The sequence below is a fragment of the Mesorhizobium sp. M0618 genome, from assembly GCF_040320765.1.
Taxonomy (GTDB): domain Bacteria; phylum Pseudomonadota; class Alphaproteobacteria; order Rhizobiales; family Rhizobiaceae; genus Mesorhizobium.
In genome coordinates, this window is sequence record NZ_JAMYQH010000008.1 from 124442 (window position 1) to 138470 (window position 14029).

The 14029-nt window shown below is 62.2% G+C and carries 19 protein-coding genes; 9 read left to right on the top strand and 10 right to left on the bottom strand.

The window, feature by feature from the left end; all coding sequences use genetic code 11:
- The first annotated feature begins 79 nt into the window (after positions 1-79).
- A complete protein-coding gene (locus tag NKJ04_RS11370; RefSeq protein WP_023760739.1) occupies positions 80-505 on the top strand; it encodes an Hsp20 family protein in 426 nt (141 codons plus the stop codon).
- A gap of 121 nt (positions 506-626) precedes the next feature.
- Positions 627-881, top strand: a complete 255-nt coding sequence (locus NKJ04_RS11375; RefSeq protein ID WP_023760740.1) for a BQ00720 family protein — start codon at positions 627-629, stop codon at positions 879-881.
- 67 nt (positions 882-948) lie between these two features.
- Here NKJ04_RS11375 and ptsN read toward each other — a convergent pair whose 3' ends face one another.
- The 7 genes from ptsN to NKJ04_RS11410 form a co-directional block, all read right to left on the bottom strand.
- Positions 949-1413, bottom strand: a complete 465-nt coding sequence (gene ptsN, locus NKJ04_RS11380; protein WP_013529589.1) for a PTS IIA-like nitrogen regulatory protein PtsN — start codon at positions 1411-1413, stop codon at positions 949-951.
- A 105-nt stretch (positions 1414-1518) separates the two neighbouring features.
- On the bottom strand, positions 1519-2103 hold the full coding sequence (gene hpf / locus NKJ04_RS11385; protein WP_013529588.1) for a ribosome hibernation-promoting factor, HPF/YfiA family: 585 nt from the start codon (positions 2101-2103) through the stop codon (positions 1519-1521).
- A gap of 263 nt (positions 2104-2366) precedes the next feature.
- Positions 2367-3893 (bottom strand): RNA polymerase factor sigma-54, encoded by a 1527-nt coding sequence (gene rpoN, locus NKJ04_RS11390; RefSeq protein WP_352674935.1) that lies wholly within the window; start codon positions 3891-3893, stop codon positions 2367-2369.
- 319 nt (positions 3894-4212) lie between these two features.
- Positions 4213-5031: an LPS export ABC transporter ATP-binding protein gene (gene lptB / locus NKJ04_RS11395; protein ID WP_013529586.1), complete on the bottom strand. Its 819-nt coding sequence runs from the start codon at positions 5029-5031 to the stop codon at positions 4213-4215.
- Positions 5031-5612, bottom strand: a complete 582-nt coding sequence (locus tag NKJ04_RS11400; RefSeq protein WP_023812537.1) for an LptA/OstA family protein — start codon at positions 5610-5612, stop codon at positions 5031-5033. Before NKJ04_RS11400 ends, lptB begins: the two co-directional genes overlap by 1 nt.
- On the bottom strand, positions 5599-6312 hold the full coding sequence (gene lptC, locus NKJ04_RS11405) for an LPS export ABC transporter periplasmic protein LptC (RefSeq protein WP_352440862.1): 714 nt from the start codon (positions 6310-6312) through the stop codon (positions 5599-5601). Before lptC ends, NKJ04_RS11400 begins: the two co-directional genes overlap by 14 nt.
- Positions 6313-6648: 336 nt before the next feature.
- Entirely contained in the window at positions 6649-6843 is a 195-nt protein-coding gene (locus tag NKJ04_RS11410) for a hypothetical protein (RefSeq protein ID WP_127296383.1), read from the bottom strand.
- Between the two features lie 167 nt (positions 6844-7010).
- Here NKJ04_RS11410 and sppA point away from each other — a divergent pair, with 167 nt between their 5' ends.
- From sppA to lhpI, 4 genes are all read left to right on the top strand, one after another.
- Positions 7011-7967 carry a signal peptide peptidase SppA gene (gene sppA / locus NKJ04_RS11415; RefSeq protein WP_352440861.1) on the top strand — a complete coding sequence of 319 codons (957 nt, stop codon included), beginning with the start codon at positions 7011-7013 and terminating at the stop codon, positions 7965-7967.
- Between the two features lie 82 nt (positions 7968-8049).
- Positions 8050-8334 (top strand): integration host factor subunit beta, encoded by a 285-nt coding sequence (locus NKJ04_RS11420; RefSeq protein WP_006200394.1) that lies wholly within the window; start codon positions 8050-8052, stop codon positions 8332-8334.
- Positions 8335-8391: 57 nt separating this feature from the next.
- The gene (locus NKJ04_RS11425; protein ID WP_352440860.1) at positions 8392-8760 is read left to right on the top strand and encodes a DUF1049 domain-containing protein; all 369 of its coding nucleotides are present in this window, start codon (positions 8392-8394) and stop codon (positions 8758-8760) included.
- A gap of 37 nt (positions 8761-8797) precedes the next feature.
- Positions 8798-9763 carry a bifunctional Delta(1)-pyrroline-2-carboxylate/Delta(1)-piperideine-2-carboxylate reductase gene (gene lhpI, locus NKJ04_RS11430; RefSeq protein WP_352440859.1) on the top strand — a complete coding sequence of 322 codons (966 nt, stop codon included), beginning with the start codon at positions 8798-8800 and terminating at the stop codon, positions 9761-9763.
- Here lhpI and NKJ04_RS11435 read toward each other — a convergent pair.
- The 3 genes from NKJ04_RS11435 to NKJ04_RS11445 all read right to left on the bottom strand — a co-directional run bounded on the left by NKJ04_RS11435 (position 9753) and on the right by NKJ04_RS11445 (position 11352).
- Positions 9753-10196 carry an EVE domain-containing protein gene (locus NKJ04_RS11435; protein WP_352440858.1) on the bottom strand — a complete coding sequence of 148 codons (444 nt, stop codon included), beginning with the start codon at positions 10194-10196 and terminating at the stop codon, positions 9753-9755. The genes lhpI and NKJ04_RS11435 overlap by 11 nt on opposite strands.
- Positions 10193-10588, bottom strand: coding sequence for a VOC family protein (locus tag NKJ04_RS11440; protein ID WP_352674940.1), 396 nt, complete (start codon positions 10586-10588; stop codon positions 10193-10195). The genes NKJ04_RS11435 and NKJ04_RS11440 overlap by 4 nt, the downstream gene beginning before the upstream one ends.
- A 71-nt stretch (positions 10589-10659) precedes the next feature.
- A complete protein-coding gene (locus tag NKJ04_RS11445) occupies positions 10660-11352 on the bottom strand; it encodes a helix-turn-helix transcriptional regulator (RefSeq protein WP_352440856.1) in 693 nt (230 codons plus the stop codon).
- A gap of 135 nt (positions 11353-11487) precedes the next feature.
- Between NKJ04_RS11445 and NKJ04_RS11450 the strand changes: the two genes are divergently transcribed.
- From NKJ04_RS11450 to lspA, 3 genes are read left to right on the top strand one after another with little or no spacing between them, the layout of a single operon-like run.
- Positions 11488-12582 (top strand): RsmD family RNA methyltransferase, encoded by a 1095-nt coding sequence (locus NKJ04_RS11450; RefSeq protein WP_352674944.1) that lies wholly within the window; start codon positions 11488-11490, stop codon positions 12580-12582.
- The gene (locus NKJ04_RS11455; RefSeq protein WP_013529576.1) at positions 12579-13436 is read left to right on the top strand and encodes a TrmH family RNA methyltransferase; all 858 of its coding nucleotides are present in this window, start codon (positions 12579-12581) and stop codon (positions 13434-13436) included. Before NKJ04_RS11450 ends, NKJ04_RS11455 begins: the two co-directional genes overlap by 4 nt.
- 13 nt (positions 13437-13449) lie before the next feature.
- On the top strand, positions 13450-13992 hold the full coding sequence (gene lspA, locus NKJ04_RS11460) for a signal peptidase II (RefSeq protein WP_023812529.1): 543 nt from the start codon (positions 13450-13452) through the stop codon (positions 13990-13992).
- The last annotated feature ends 37 nt before the right edge of the window (positions 13993-14029 follow it).

The window sequence follows — 14029 nt, forward strand, 5'->3', positions numbered from 1 at the left end:
GCGGACCATATCAAGGCCATCGGGAAAAATGCCATCTGGGTTTTTCCACTTTATGTCGCTCTTGAGAGGACAGTGTAACATGAGCCGAATGACGCCCTTTTCCAGCCCGCTTCTCCTTGGTTTCGACGCCATGGAAAAGACCCTGGAACGCTTGGCGAAATCCGGCGACAGCTACCCTCCCTACAACATCGAACGCCTCAGCGGCGCCGACGGCAAGACCGAAAGGTTGCGCATTACATTGGCGGTCGCCGGTTTCGCCGAAAGCGATCTCGATGTCACCACGGAGGAAAACCAGCTGGTCGTGCGCGGCCGTCAGACCGACGACACCGAGCGCGAATTTCTTCATCGCGGCATCGCCGCGCGCCAGTTCCAGCGCTGTTTCGTGCTGGCCGACGGCATGCGGGTGATCGCGGCGGAGTTGAAGAACGGTCTTTTGTCGATCGACCTCGATCGGCCGGAGTCCGAACGGCTGGTACGGAAAATAAACATATCGGTGAAAGACTGATCGTTACCACTGCATCGGCCGGAAAATCGGCACCGATTTTTCGAAAGCACGATGCAGCAAATTGAATGGCTCTCATGCGGGATGGCCTTGAGCGGCGTCCTCGCGCCAAGGAGGCTTTGAAATGACCAGAACTGAAAACATCACCATGACCAATGGCGAATTCGCTCATCTCGGCGAAGGCTCGGTCGCTTATCTCAGAAAGGTCTCGAGCGACGAATTGCTCGGCCGTTTCCCCAATCTCGGCGAAATCGCCCCCGGCATGGAACTGTGGGCGCTGTTTGCCGCCAATGGTCAGCCGATCCTGCTTTCCGATGCGCGTGACCGCGCTCTGGCCGGCGCCATGGAAAACGACCTGACCACCGTCGCCATTCACTGACAGCGATTCCGGCTGAAACGGAAAAGGGCCGCCCATGGCGGCCCTGTGGCGATATCATTCTCGAAATTCAGGCCGCGTGCGAAGCCTGGGTGTCCGACAAAAGCGCGTGGATAGCGGCGGCGTCGCGCGTACCCCTGATCTTGGCCACCGTGTCGGCATCGCGCAGCACCCGCGCGATGCGCGACAGTGCCTTGAGGTGGTCGGCGCCCGCCCCTTCCGGCGCCAATAGCAGAAACACGAGATCGACGGGCTGATCATCCAGCGATTCGAAATCGACAGGCGTCTCCAGCCGGGCGAAAACACCTGCGATGCGCTTCACGCCGGCCAGCTTGCCGTGCGGAATGGCGATGCCGTTGCCGACGCCGGTCGAACCCAGCCGCTCACGCTGCAGGATGGTGTCGAACACCTCCCGCTCCGGAATGCCGGAAATCGCCGCTGCCCGTTCGGACAGCAATTGCAGCAGCTGCTTCTTGGAGTTCGCCTTCAACGCCGGCAGTATCGCCGGAACGTTGATAAGATCGCTCAGATCCATGCTTGAAAATCCCTTGTTCGCCTGCCGTCACCAGTCCCCACCCCTCGTGCGGCCGGCTCTTATCCCAGTGCGACCGTGGTCGTCACGTCCGTGCGACCTTTGTCGTCACGCTTGCGCGACCTTGGTCGTCGACGGGTCGATCCAGCCGATATTTCCATCGGGTCGGCGATAGACGATGTTGAGATGGTCGGTTCCCGCATTGCGGAAGACAAAGACCGGGCTGTCCTTGGTGTCGAGCTCGATGACCGCCGACGCCACCGACATGGTCTTCAGCGTCATGGTTGATTCGGCGACGATGGCCGGCGCGAAATTCTCCGGAATGTCCTCGTCGTCATCGGCAAGCGGCGCCATCACCGTGTAGGCTATGTCGGTCGGCTGGCCGTTGGCGGCGCCCGAATTGTGCGATTTCAGCCGGCGCTTGTAGCGCCTCAGGCGGGTTTCCAGACGATCCGCCGCGGCCTCGAAGGCCAATGTCGGATCCTGGGCATCGCCGGTGGCCTGCAGCGAAGCGCCGGAATCCAGCCGGATCATGCAGTCCGCCGAATAGCGCGAGCCCGATTTGATGACCGTGACATGTCCGGCAAAGCCGCGATCGAAATATTTGCCGATCGCTTCGCCGACGCGATCATTGATGCGTGTCCGAAACGCATCGCCGATGTCCATGTGTTTTCCCGATATGCGCAGATTCATCTGAAAACTGACCTTCCTGCTCAGGCTTCAAACTGGCCCGAGTTTATACTCGTGATCCGTGCGCACAAGCTTTGCGGCGTCACTTGCGCCGATTTTAAATCCAAACTTTCCGGTTGATCACAAGCCGCCCTTTGACCGTCCCGAGGCCAACGTCGTGACGGACCATCCGCATGCGGGCATCTAGCCCGTCTCATGCGGGCGGGCTTCTAGCCACTTCACCGCGGCTTGTCAATGAAGTGCCGGCCTGTGGAAAATCGACCCGCTCAGCGCCCGGCGCTGGCCATCGCCCGTTTCTCGCGTCGGCGCTGCACCGAAGAGGGGATATTCATGCCTTCCCGGTACTTGGCGACCGTACGCCTTGCAATGTCGACGCCACTTTCACGCAACATGTCGACGATTGCGTCGTCGGAAAGCACGTCGACGGGTTTTTCCTCGTCGATCAACTGCTTGATGCGGTCACGCACGGCTTCCGAGGAATGCGCATCGCCGCCGCCCGAGGCGGCGATCGAGGCGGTGAAGAAATACCGGAGCTCGAACACGCCGCGCGGCGTCAGCATGTATTTGTTGGCTGTGACCCGGCTGACCGTCGATTCGTGCATGCCGATGGCGTCGGCCACCGTGCGCAGATTGAGCGGCTTCAGCTGCCGCACGCCATGGACGAGGAAGGCATCCTGCTGGCGAACGATTTCCGAGGCGACCTTGAGGATGGTCTTTGCCCGCTGGTCGAGGCTGCGCGTCAGCCAGTTTGCATTCTGCAGGCATTCGGCCAGAAAATCCTTTTCCGCCTGGTTCTTGGCCTGCGGTGAGACCTGGGCGAAATAGATATGGTCGACCAAAACCCGCGGCAGCGTTTCGGCATTGAGCTCGACCGTCCAGCTGCCGTCATTGGCCGCGCGCACCTCGACATCGGCGACGATCGCGTCGCTGGCGCCGCCCGAAAACGCCATGCCCGGCCGGGGATCGAGCGCCCGGATCTCCGCCAGCATGTCGAGCAGATCCTCCTCGTCGACACCGCAGATCCGTTTCAATGCGTGAAAATCACGCCGTGCCAGGAGTTCGAGATTGGCGACCAGCGCCTTCATCGCCGGATCGAGCCGGTTGCGCACCGCAAGTTGCAGCGACAGGCATTCGGCTAGGTCGCGGGCAAACAGGCCGGCCGGCTCGAAGGTCTGACACACCGCCAGCACCTTCGCGACGGCGGCGGCATCCGCACCGAGACGAACGGCGATCTCGGCCAGGTCGGCACGCAGATAGCCGCTCTCGTCAAGGCCGTCGGCGAGTTCGGCGGCGATCAGCCGTGCAGCCGGATCGGCGAAGGCTAGCGCCACCTGTTCACCGACATGGTCGCGCAGCGTGATCGTCGCGGCCGCCATATCGCCCGCATCAAACCACTCGGATGAGGAACCCGCGCCATTGCCCGAAGCCGACTTCCATTGTGCCGTCAGGTCGGGACCGAGCCGCTCGCTGGTGCCCGGGTCGTCGGGAAACAGGTTTTCCAGCGACGTGTCGAGCTTGTCCGAGATCGCCTCGGCGCTCCACTGCGTCTCGTTTTCGAACCAGTCGCCTTCGGCGGTGGCTTGCGGCTCCGCCTCGATCTTCTGCGCCTGGTCGCTGGCGGCATCGTCCTGCGGCTCGGCGCGTTCCAGCAGCGGATTGCGCTCGATTTCCTCGTCGATGAAATGCTCAAGCTCGACATGGGTGAACTGCAGCAGCCGAATCGACTGCATCAGCTGCGGCGTCATCACCAGCGACTGCGATTGTCGTAGCTGTAGTTTGGCCGCCAACGCCATGGTTCGGTTTCAAACGCCTCGTCTACGCATCCCGACTTCCGGGCAAGAATTTTGCAGCCGGCCATAAAAACTGGCCCGGCTTTTGCTTGTCAAGGCAATTGGTAGCAAAACGCGCTTACCGGAGCGTTATCCCGGAGCAAAATCGAGAAAAAAGCGCCGCGCGAACCGCACGTGTCAGGAAACAAATTTCACGCTCAGAGCAATTCCAGGAAAAGTGTGAAACGGTTTTCCCGGAAAAGCGCATAGCGCTTTCCCTTGGGAATTGCGTCAAGACGAAAAGACGGAGCGGATTGGCGTTTTCCGTGAAACGACGAACCGTTCAGAGCGTAAAACCCTCGCCGAGGTAAAGTCGCCGCACATCCGGGTTTGCCACCACTTCGTCGGCCCTGCCATGGGTCAGCACCTGGCCGGCATGGATGATGTAGGCGCGGTCGATCAGGCCGAGCGTTTCGCGCACATTATGATCTGTGATGAGGACGCCGATGCCGCGCGCTGTCAGGTGGCGCACCAGTTGCTGGATATCGGCGACAGCGATCGGATCGATGCCGGCGAAAGGCTCGTCGAGCAGCATGTAGGCCGGACGCGTCGCCAGCGCTCGCGCGATTTCCAGGCGTCGCCGCTCGCCGCCCGAAAGCGACATGGATGGCGCCTTGCGCAGATGGCTGATGTGGAATTCCTCGAGCAGTTCGTCGAGATTGCGCTCGCGCACCTTGCGGTCCTTTTCGACCACTTCCAGCACCGCGCGGATATTCTGCTCGACATTGAGCCCACGGAAAATCGACGCTTCCTGCGGCAGATAGCCGATGCCGAGGCGTGCGCGACGGTACATCGGCATCGACGTGACGTCGAAGCCGTCGATCTCGATCGTGCCTTCATCCACCGGCACGAGGCCGGTAACCATGTAGAAACAGGTCGTCTTGCCGGCGCCGTTGGGGCCGAGCAGTCCAACGGCCTCGCCGGCGCGCACGCCGATGGTGACGCCGCTGACGACCTTGCGGCCCTTGTAGCTCTTGGTCAGCCCCTTGGCGATCAGGGTTCCCTTGAACTTTCCCGCATCGACGGTCACCGTGGCCGGCGCCGAAAGCTTGCCGGCGGCCCGTCCCGGAAGACGCGCCGTCAACGACGACAGGCTGGCCATCAGGGGTTCGTCGCTCCCGATTTCGGCGGCGGCGTGATCGACATCTGGACGCGTTGCCCAGCACATGGATCCACCTGAGCCAGTCCGCTTTTCATCTGCACCGTAAGCTTGCAGCCCACCAGAACATTGTCGTTTTGCGACAGAACGACCTTTTTGCCCGAAAGCACCAGCACCTGGCTCTTCATATCGAAGCTGCCTTGATCGCCGGTCGCGACCTGCGCATCCGACTTGATGTAAACCTTGTCGGAGATCTCCAGGTGATCGATGTTGGCCGAGCCCGTCATCGCCGCACCCGCGGCCTCCGTGCCCTTGGCAGCGGCGTTGGGGTCCTTGACGTAGTAGACCGTCATCTTGCCGGCCTTCATCAATGTCGGCCCCTGGACGACGCTGACATTGCCCGTGAAGATGGCGACACTGTCGGCCTGGCGGACTTCCAGCTTGTCGCTCTCGATCTGGATCGGCTTGTCGCCGGACAGTTTGAGGCCTGATTGACTGGTCGTCTGCGCCCATGACGGCACGAGTCCGAGCAGCAGCAACGCTGAAGTTGCAGCCGCGAGCCGCGTCGAACTACTGAGCCGCATTGGTTTCTCCGCTGTTTCCCTGTGCCGCCTTCAAGGCGGCGGAATCGATGTTGACGCGCACTTTGTTCTCGAAAACCAGAACCTTGCCATTGTCCTGGACCGACATCGTATCCGCCGTGATCCGCGACCCGCCACGGCTGACATCGACGGGATCTCCCGTCTTCATAGTGCCTTTGCCCATGTCGAGGAAGACCGATTTGAACTTGGCCTGCATGCCGTCGGTCGTGGTGATCGTCACGTCGCTGGTCAGGTTCATCGTATTGCCGTCGCGATCGTAGGTGCCGTGCGAGGCCTTGACCGCCGCCACATTGTCGGGCGCGATCGGCACCTTGGCGTCGATGCCTTCCAACTCGATGATACCTTGCGTGCTGACATCCTGAATGGCACGCAGCGCCGTCATCGAATAAGGCTGCTTCTGCTTGGTGAAACCGTTGAGCTTGGGATTGGCCATCACCAGCTTGCCGTTGGAAAAGGCAGTGCCTTCCGCCTGAACCTTCACGGCGACGGGTGCGGCGAGATAGGAATAGACCGGGAAAGCGACCGCTATCAGTGCCGCGGCCACTGGCACGGCAAATTTGAGAACGCGCACGCGGCGCGAATGACGCTGTGCACGGTCGAAAGCATCGCCGCGCGTCCGACCGCCCGCCGGGGGAGCCAACACCGCCTCGGCGTTGGTTGGTTCAATAGGTCGCGCTAACATTCACTGCTTTCTTCTAACCCTGCCCGCCCTTGAGCACCGCCTATAGGTGGGACGCCGGCGCTTTCAAGCAAGCACAAGCCCACGAAAACTGCAAAAGTGTGACAACCGCCTTTGTACAGACGAAAACGAAGTCCGCACAACTGCGTGTTCTCCATAGCAGAAACAGACACGCGGCGTAAAATTTATCAGCGCCTGTCTCGCCGCCCGACCTCGCGGTGATTGCCCAAAAACGTGAGGGGAGATGTCGGATGCCCCGCCTAGCCAGCCTGGTCGATCGTGTATGCGGCGTTGCCGATCACGTCGGCGGGACGCTTTTGGCTTTAGATCCGGTCGGCGTCAGGCCGCCTTCCGCTGTATGAGACCAACAAGAACGGTGCGCATTCCCGAATACGATGGGCTGCCAATTTTCACTTCCCAATCAGTGTTGCGTTTCCGAGGGTGCTTCACATTACGCAACGCTTGGCGGAATGTGTTCGGGTCGACGCCTACAGTTCGAGCCATATCTTCGGCGGTTGTGTGTTTGGCGATCATGAAATCTCCTATGCCTTTTGCCTGTATATAGGGCGTTTGCGCAACTCGGCCAAAGGATTAGCCGTTTGCGCAAACTTCAGACTGAGACAATGCCGGAAAGAGAACTGCTTCCCGATGAGAGGATCATGGTCTAAAAGCGTCCCCTTCCGCCGACTGAAAGGCTGACCATGGCACTGAGAGCCGACGACCTGATCGACCGCCGCCGTTTGCGGCGCAAGCTGACATTCTGGCGCGTTGTCGCCATAGGCATCGTGGCCCTTGGCGTGATTGCGCTTTCAACCTGGTTCTATGGCGACGATTTCGGCGGCTCGACGGTCGACCATATTGCCAAGGTCAAGATCGAAGGCACGATCACCGAGGACGAGGAACTGATCAAGCGCCTGGAAACCATCCGTCTTTCATCGAAGGTGAAAGGGGTGATCCTGTCGATCGATTCGCCTGGCGGCACCACCGTTGGCGGTGAATCGATCTATGAAGAAGTGCGCAAGCTGGCCGCCGACAAGCCGGTGGTGGCGGAAGTCGGCACGCTCGCCGCATCGGCGGGCTATATGATCGCCAGTGCCGCCGATCACATCGTTGCCCGCAAGACCTCGATCGTCGGCTCGATCGGCGTGCTGATCCAGTATCCCGACGTCAGCGGCCTGATGGACAAGCTCGGCGTCAAGCTGGAGGAGGTGAAATCCTCGCCGCTGAAAGCCGCGCCCTCTCCCTTCAAGCCTACCAATGACGACGAGCGCGCCATGGTTCGCAAACTCATCCTCGACAGTTACAACTGGTTCGTCGACATCGTCGCCGAACGCCGCAAGATGACCCGCGAACAAGCGCTGATGCTTGCCGACGGCTCGATATTCACCGGGCGCCAAGGCGTTGCCAACGGGCTGATCGACGCTGTCGGCGGCGAGGCCGTAGCGGTCGACTGGCTGGCCACCAAGGGCGTCGATGCCAAGCTCAAGGTCGTCGAATGGAAGGATACCGAACGGCGCGGCGGCTTCCTGTTCTCGAAAGCGATGGCGCAAACCATCAGCAGTGCGCTCGGCCTGCCCGCCTACAGCGGCGACGTCATCCATGAACTCGGAGCCGACCGCTTGTTTCTTGACGGTCTCGTTTCCGTCTGGCACCCTTGATACGCCGTTTGGGGCAAGTGAAAAAAGCAAATAAAATCATCCTCATAATTTTGACCGCACTGCTTTCACGGGGACCCGTCTCATGATCAAGTCCGAACTTGTGCAGATTATTGCCACGCGCAATCCGCATCTTTTCCTGCGCGACGTCGAAAACATCGTCGGCGCCATCTTCGATGAAATCACCGATGCCCTTGCCGAAGGCAACCGGGTCGAGTTGCGTGGCTTCGGCGCTTTTTCGGTGAAAAATCGTCCCGCCCGCACCGGCCGCAATCCGCGCACCGGCGAATCCGTCGAGGTCGAGGAGAAATGGGTGCCGTTCTTCAAGACTGGTAAGGAACTGCGTGAAAGGCTGAACGGCGGCAAGTAGGCGCGACGTCAGCGCCTGACGGCCTTTCGGACAGGCCAGCTTCCGACGGAAAACATCATGTTCAATCGCTTCATGCTCATCGCGATCTTCGTGCCCCTGGCGATCATCCTGATCGCACTCGCCGTTGCCAACCGCGAACTGGTCGCCTTCACGCTGGATCCGTTCAACCCCGGCAATCCGAAGCTGACCCTGACTTTGCCGCTGTTCATCTTCCTGTTCCTGGCACTCGCCATCGGCATGATCGTCGGCAGCCTGGCAACCTGGGTCAAGCAGGGCCGCTATCGCAAGCTGGCGCGCCAGCGCGGCGTCGAGGCCGAGAACCTGCGCCAGGCGGTCAGCCGTGCGCCGGCGGTACCGCAAAGCCCGGCCCAGGGATCGGCCCAAGGGTCCGCCCAAGGATCGGCATTGCCGAAGCCGACCGCTTGAACCGCCCGCAGGCGGCTTTGTCCCTACGGAGTTTTTCATGCTGACCATTTCGGCCGCAGAGGTCGACCATGCGCTGACCTTTCCCGGATTGGTCGAGACGCTGCGCACGGCGTTTCGCGACGGTGCGGTGCAGCCGGTCAGGCACCATCATACGATCGAGCGGCCAGATGGTGCCGCCTCCACACTGCTTTTGATGCCGGCCTGGACCGATCTCAACGCGGCGGGCACATCGGCCGGCAGTCACGTCGGCGTCAAGATCGTCACCGTGTCCCCCGACAACAATGCCATCGGCAAGCCGGCGGTGATGGGGCTCTATCTCCTGCTCAATGGCGCCACCGGCGAACCCGAGGCCTTGATCGACGGCCAGCGGCTGACACAGTGGCGCACCGCCTGCGCTTCGGCGCTCGCGGCCTCCTATCTCGCCCGCGACGATGCCTCGCGGCTGCTGGTGGTCGGCGCCGGCGCGCTGTCGCCCTTCCTCGCCAAGGCGCACTCGGCCGTACGGCCGATCAAGACCATCCGCATCTGGAACCGCACTCCGGCCAATGCCGAGAAAGTCGCCGCCGACCTGCGCGCCGAGGGTTTTGCAGCCAGCGCGGCGAGCGATCTCGATGCCGAGCTTGGGCAGGCCGACATCGTCTCCTCGGCGACGATCACCACCACGCCGTTGATCAAGGGTGCGCTGTTGCAGCCGGGAACCCATGTCGACCTGGTCGGAGGCTTTACGCCGACGATGCGCGAGAGCGATGACGACGCGATCAGGCTTGCCCGCGTCTATGTCGACACCCGCGCCGGCGCCACCAAGGAAGCCGGCGACATCGTCCAGCCGCTGGCCTCCGGCGTGCTGAAGCCGGAAACCATTGTCGCCGATCTGCACGAATTGGCGCGCGGGCAGAAGAAGGGTCGCGAGAGCGCCGGTGAGATCACGCTGTTCAAGTCGGTCGGCGCGGCGCTCGAGGATCTTGCCGCCGGCATTGCCGTCTACAAGGCGCTCACGGCCTAGTTGCCGTTGCGCCCATCTCGGCGCCCATCGCCTCGGCTATAACACGAAAATCTTGATCCCCGATTTCGAAAAGGCCAAAGCGAAGCTGATAACCCCAGTTCGACTTGCCGACGGTGAATTCGAGCTTGTTGAGCAGCGGCTTGATCCGCGCTTCCTCGGCCTTGGCCCACGCCACATCGCGACGGAACGGCGTGAAGCCAGCGCCCATATCGCCCTGATAGGGCTCGCCTTCCCGCACCGTGCCGATCGCCGTGAAGGCCTGCAGGCCATCTTTCTCGCCCAAAACAGTGTTCGGCGAATAGTAGACGATGCCATCGCCTGGCTTGACGCGACGCAGCGGTGCCGCCTTGCCGTGGTTGACCTGCATGAAGCCGGCTGCGCGGCCCCGCCGGACATGTTCGGCCGACGCCACGGCGATCCAATACGCGCTCATTTATGGTTACCATTGGCCTGTTCGCCATCGGACAGCCAGTAGACGCGCAGGCGATGATTGTCGGGATCGAGCGCGACAAAAGTACGGCCGAAATCCATGTCGGTCGGCGTCTGCAGGATTGTCAGCCCGCGCCCGGACCAGTCGGCATGGGCGGCATCGACCGCATCGGGCGTATCCAGCGCAAACACGATTTCGGCGCCACCGCCTGACGTGGCGGCTGCCGGCTCCGCCGTGTGGCGCGACCACAGGCCGAACTTGAAGCCGGCATCGAGCACGAACAGCACGAAGGTCGGCGAACTTTCGACCGGCTCACGGCCGAGCAGCCCGCTGTAGAAGGCGCCGCTCTGCTGCGGCTGGTCGACATAGAGGATGACGAAATTCGGGGTGGCCATAACTGCTCTCCAAGGTTCGGTGCTTCGACTTGGCGACCATAAGATGGTCTACTGTCAGATTATGGCAGCAGTCATCTCGAACCACGCGGCGTGTCGAGCGTTGCCCGCCATTCCTTGAGCAGCGCCTGGCGACGACGCGGATAGCGCGTGTCTGTTGCATGGAGTTCGGTGATGCGATCGGTGCGAAAATGCCGGAAATCGTGCCGCATCTCGCACCACGCCACCACCACCCGCACCTTGTCGAAGAAGCCCAGCGCAAATGGCCAGACGACACGCTCGGACGCAGCGCCGCCCGCGTCGCGGTAAAGAAAGCCGAGCTTGCGCTCGTTGCGGATGGCCTGCCGTACGAGGCCAAGGTCGATGGTCTCGATGGCCATGGCGGGAGGGCCGACCAGCAGTGTGCTCGCGTCGAGATCCTCGCGCAGATCGTCCGGCAGGACAGCCGCGATCTTGGCCAACGCGTTGGCAGCGGCGGCCGAAAGACGCTGGTCCGGCTGCTTGGCGACCCAGCGCGAGCCGAGCACGATGGCTTCGATCTCCTCGTCGCTGAACATCAGCGGCGGCAGCATGAAGCCGGGCTTGAGCACATAACCGACACCCGCCTCGCCCTCGATCGGCGCGCCCTGGCCCTGCAGCGTGGCGATATCGCGGTAGAGCGTGCGGATCGAAATCCCGAGTTCATCGGCCAGCGCTTGCCCGCTCACCGGCCGGCGATGCCGGCGCAGGCACTGGATCAGGTCGAGCAGGCGTTCGGAGCGGGACATCCGGTAGATTTGCCTGTTTCTTTGACATTGGTCCATCGCGGCCAACCTGAACCGGAGAGGCTGACCTGTCGGACTTGGTTGCGAAGCCGGTTGCCCTATGTCAAAAGCGGCCACCCCGTTCGGAGTTGCCCCCGCTTGAAGTCTTTTCGCGACAAACGCCGCGACAACCGTCCACATCCATCCGCGAAGGGTGCGGCGGACGTGTCACGTCCGCGTCCCGGCCAGGCTCCCGCCAGACCGGAAGCGCCACCGCGCGAGCGCCATGAGGCGAAGACGGAAAGTCGTTCCGAACCGAACTCGGCGCCGCGCATCCTGGCCCGCCGCGAAGGCGCTCTGCCCGCCGAACATCTTCCCGTGATCCTGGAAGTGGCGCCCAATGCCGATTATGCGCTCCTCGACAGCGGCACCGGCCAAAAGCTCGAACAATATGGCCCCTACCGTATCGTACGGCCCGAGGGCCAGGCGATCTGGCAAAAGGCCTTGCCGGCAAAGGAATGGGAGCGCGCCGACGCCGTCTTCACCGGCGACACCGACGAGGAGGGTATCGGCCGCTGGCGTTTTCCCAAGCTGCCACTCGGCGAGACCTGGCCGATGAAGCATGACGGCATCGACTATCTCGGCCGTTTCACCTCGTTTCGTCATGTCGGCGTCTTTCCCGAGCAGGCCTCCCATTGGGATCACATGGCCGGGCTGATCGCGGCGGCGAAGCGGCCGGTCAAGGTGCTGAACCTGTTCGGCTATACCGGTCTCGCCTCATTGGTGGCGGCTCGCGCCGGCGCCGAGGTCACCCATGTCGATGCCTCGAAGAAGGCAATTGGCTGGGGCCGTGAAAACCAGGAGATGGCCGGCCTCGGCAGCAAGCCGATCCGCTGGATCGTCGACGACGCGGTCAAATTCGCCGAGCGCGAGGAGCGTCGCGGCAGCCGCTACGACATCATCCTGTTCGACCCGCCGGCCTATGGCCGTGGCCCCAAGGGCGAGGTCTGGCAATTGTTCGAGGACCTGCCTGATTTGACCGAACTTTGCCGGGCGATCCTGACGCCGAAGCCGCTTGCCGTGGTGCTGACCGCCTATTCCATCCGCGCCTCCTTCTTCGCCATCCACGCCTTGATGCGCGATACGTTTGCCGGCATGGGCGGCAAGATTGAATCGGGTGAGCTGATCATCCGTGAAAAGTCCGCCGGCCGGGCGCTCTCGACCTCATTGTTTTCGCGTTGGGTGGCTGAATGAACGAGCGGCATGCAGGCGCACCTGGCCAGGTGAAGGAGGTCACCAGCCTCGCCAATCCGCTGGTCAAGGACATCAAGGCGCTCGCTCAGAAGAAGTTCCGCGACCAGCAGAACGCCTTCATGGCCGAGGGGCTGAAGCTGGTCATCGATGCGCTCGATCTCGGCTGGCAGATCAGGACATTGGTTTTCGCCAAAGCCGGGCGCGGCAATGCGGCGGTGGAGAAGGTGGCCGCACGCACCGTTGCCGCAGGCGGCATGGTGCTAGAAGTGTCGGAAAAGGTGCTGGTCGCCATCACCCGCCGCGACAATCCGCAAATGGTGGTGGGCGTCTTTTCGCAGAAATTCCTCGCCTTGAAGGATGTGCGCGCCGACAATGGCGACGTCTGGGTGGCACTCGATCGGGTACGCGATCCCGGCAATCTCGGCACCGTCATCCGCACCGTCGATGCCGTCGGCGCCAAAGGCGTCATTCTGGTCGGCGATACCACTGATCCATTCTCCGTGGAGACGGTGCGCGCCACCATGGGTTCGATCTTTGCCGTGCCGGTAGCCAAGGCGACAACCGAGGCTTTCCTTGCCTGGCGGGGCGGCTTCTCAGGCCTCGTCGCCGGAACCCACCTGAAAGGCGCCGTCGACTACCGCTCGGTCGATTTTTCCCGCGGGCCCGTGCTGCTGATGATGGGCAACGAGCAGCAGGGGCTGCCCGAAAGCCTGGCTGCGAGCTGCGACAGGCTGCTCAGGATTCCGCAAGCGGGCCGTGCCGATTCGCTCAATCTGGCCGTCGCCACCGGCATCATGCTGTTCGAGATCCGGCGCGGCGCGCTGAAGCTCGAGCCAATCCTGGACCAGCAATGAAGGTTGCCTGCCCGTGAGATCATGGTCTCCCTACGCACTGCTCGTCGTCGCGGCCATCGCGCTCGACCAGTGGATAAAGTACCTGGTCGAGGCCGGTCTGCCTTTTCAGGAAAAGGTTGATCTGTTGCCCTTCCTGGCGCTGTTTCGCACCTACAATACCGGCATCGCCTTCTCGATGTTCTCATCCTTCGGCGACACCGGGCTGATCGTCATTTCGCTCGCCGTCGTTGCCTTCGTGCTGTTCCTGGCGACGCGGATCGCGCCGTCCCAGATCCTTGCCCGCACCGGCTTTGCGCTGATCGTCGGCGGCGCGCTCGGCAACCTGATCGACCGCGCCGTCTACGGCCACGTCATCGACTACATCCTGTTCCACACGACGGTCTGGTCGTTCGCCGTCTTCAACCTTGCCGACGCCTTCATCTCGGTGGGCGCGGCACTGGTCGTCTTCGACGAGCTGTTCGGCTGGCGGCGCGAGCCCGGGCCGTCCAACGCCAAGCCTTCCAAAGCCATGCCTTCCAAGGCCAAGTCTTCGAAGGCCAAGTCTTCGAAGGATTGACCCCGTGCCGCCATCGCCGCACAGTTCATGTCGCCAA